This window comes from Kitasatospora sp. NPDC053057 (assembly GCF_044546945.1).
GTDB lineage: Bacteria > Actinomycetota > Actinomycetes > Streptomycetales > Streptomycetaceae > Kitasatospora.
Genome location: NZ_JBITZP010000108.1, coordinates 1 through 2,271, shown reverse-complemented (window position 1 = coordinate 2,271; position 2,271 = coordinate 1). Strand labels below are relative to the sequence as shown.

Annotated in this window: 3 protein-coding genes; 2 read left to right on the top strand and 1 reads right to left on the bottom strand. The window is 68.6% G+C overall.

The features are described 5' to 3' along the window. The first annotated feature begins 55 nt into the window (after positions 1 to 55). Positions 56 to 373, top strand: coding sequence for a hypothetical protein (locus tag ACIG5E_RS39095; RefSeq protein ID WP_396542028.1), 318 nt, complete (start codon positions 56 to 58; stop codon positions 371 to 373). Here ACIG5E_RS39095 and ACIG5E_RS39090 read toward each other — a convergent pair. Continuing rightward, positions 370 to 1,572, bottom strand: coding sequence for a hypothetical protein (locus tag ACIG5E_RS39090; protein ID WP_396542022.1), 1,203 nt, complete (start codon positions 1,570 to 1,572; stop codon positions 370 to 372). The two genes, ACIG5E_RS39095 and ACIG5E_RS39090, sit on opposite strands and share 4 nt — an antisense overlap. 188 nt (positions 1,573 to 1,760) lie before the next feature. On the opposite strand from ACIG5E_RS39090, the gene ACIG5E_RS39085 reads away from it, so the two are divergent. Then, complete coding sequence (locus ACIG5E_RS39085; protein WP_396542020.1) at positions 1,761 to 2,219, top strand: hypothetical protein; 459 nt, start codon at positions 1,761 to 1,763, stop codon at positions 2,217 to 2,219. Positions 2,220 to 2,271: the final 52 nt, after the last annotated feature.

Genomic DNA, 2,271 nt, shown 5'->3' with positions numbered 1-2,271 from the left:
CCCCGACCACCCCGACACCCTCGCCGCCCGGCACAACCTCGCCCGGTGGCAGGGGATGGCGGGGGACGTGGCCGGGGCCGCGACCGCGTTTGCCGAGCTGCTGGAGGACATAGTGCGGGTGCTGGGCCCCGACCACCCCGACACCCTCGCCGCCCGCAGCAACCCCGCCTGGTGGCGGGGGATGGCGGGGGATGGCGGGGGATGGCGGGGGATGCGGCCGGGGCCGCGACCGCTACGGCCGATCTGCTGGGCGACATGGTGCGGGTGCTGGGCCCCGACCACCCCGACACCCTCGCCGCCCGGCACAACCTCGCCCGGTGGCAGGGGATGGCGGGGGACGTGGCCGGGGCCGCGACCGCGTTTGCCGATTTAGGAGCAGCCGGGTACGGTGCTGGGGCTACCGCAGTTGTTGGGCCGGTTGAGGACGACGGGACTGACGTTCAGTGTCACCGTGCCGCTGGCCCTGAAGATGCCGCCAGCGTCTGCACCCGTTCCCAGCGCCTGGTTCTTGGTCACCGGGCTACGGGTGAGAGTCGCGTTGCCGGAGGCCGTGTTGACGATGCCGCCACCGCGGGAGTTCGTACCGTTGGTGGTGTTGCCGAGGACCGGGCTGTCGGTGAGCCGCACCGTGCCGGTCAAGTTGTAGATGCCGCCGCCCTGCGCATTGTTACCAGTGGCGGTGTTGCCGGTGACCGTGCTTGTCTGCAGCGTGATGGTGCCGGCTTGTGCGATACCGCCGCCCTGCGCATTGCTACCGGTGACGTCGTTGCCGGAGACTACGCTGCTGGATAGCGTCACCGTCGTGCCGACCGCGGCGGCGATCCCGCCGGCCAGGGTTCTTGCGTGGTTGCCGACGATCGTGCTTGTGCTGACGGACGCCGTGCCGGAGCCTCCGAACGGGCTGACGAACAGGGCCCCGCCGGCCGCCGCGGTGTTGTTGCGGAGCACGCTCCCGTTGACGGTCAACGTGCCATTGTCGTTGTCGACGGCCCCGCCAAAGCTGTCGGCGGTGTTGGTGGTGAGGATGGTGTTGTTCAGCATCAGTTCGGGCCCGCCGCCGCTGAGCCAGATGGCACCGCCCCGACCGTTGCCGAGGCTGCTGGACGCGTGACCGTTGCTGAGGGTCAAGCTGTTGAGAGTGAGGTTCCCATTGGAGCCGTTGACTTGGAAGAAGCGGAAATTGGCCGCGCTTGCCGCTCGGGTGATGGTGTCGCCGCTTCCGTTGATCGTAACGGTGCTTGTGATGACCGGCAGTCCGTTGTCGTCGTTCGGCGGTGCGGCGTCAGTGAGGGTGTAGGTGCAACCCGGTCTGAGGTTGACCGTGCCGCCCACCGTCGCGACAGCGCCGATCGCGGCTTGCAGGTCGCTCTCGCTGCAGCTGGCCACGTTCACGATCGGCCCCTGGGTGGTGGCGCGATCGGTTCTTCTTGCCTCGGCGGAGGGCATGCCGGGCACCGGGTTGATGGGCCCCGTAGCCGACTGCGACACGCCGAGTACGTCCGTGTCCGAGGCGGCCGCTTGTGCGGTAGCGGGTGGCGTAATGACGCCAAAGGCGACGAGGGTGAGTCCCATGCAAATGGGGGCTCTACGAGAGATGCTCAGTCGCATCGGGGCTCCTTCGGGTGGATCGCGAGTGTCGTTCCAGTGAGTGACACCGGAACACAGAAATGATCCATGTCGTATCAGCCGGTGAAATGAACCGGGACGCTCCGATGTCACCCGGATGGGGGTGTGCTGTGAGGTATGCGCAGGGCGGCGGTTTGACCGACTCGGAGAGAGTCGCGCGGGAGCGCGTTCGGCGCGCCCACGCCGTCGAGCACGGTCTGCGCCCCAAGCAGCTTCGGACCATCGAGGTACGCCTGACCAACGTCCTCGACTTCGCCCTGCATCTGCACGATCAGGGCACCAGCACCTGGGCGAGCGTCAGCACCCACGACGTGGAGACGTTCCTGGCCCGCAACCCGGCCCGCCGCGCCGCGCACCTGGCCGGCCTGCGTCAATTCTTCGCCCACGCCCACCGCACCGGGACGGTCCTCCACGACCCCACTGCGCCGCTGGACGCCCCGCAGCACCGCGGGTTCCGCGGCCCCGCCCTCACCCTCGACCACCAGCGCGCCCTCTACCGACGCTGGACCACCAACCCGGACGCCCACCCCCACGATGAACCGCTCCGGATGGGTCTGTACGGTCTTCGGTGTAACTCCCGATCATGGAAGTAGCACCTGATGAGCGACGTGACTGTCTCTGTTGAGGCGGTTGAAGAGGTCCGGC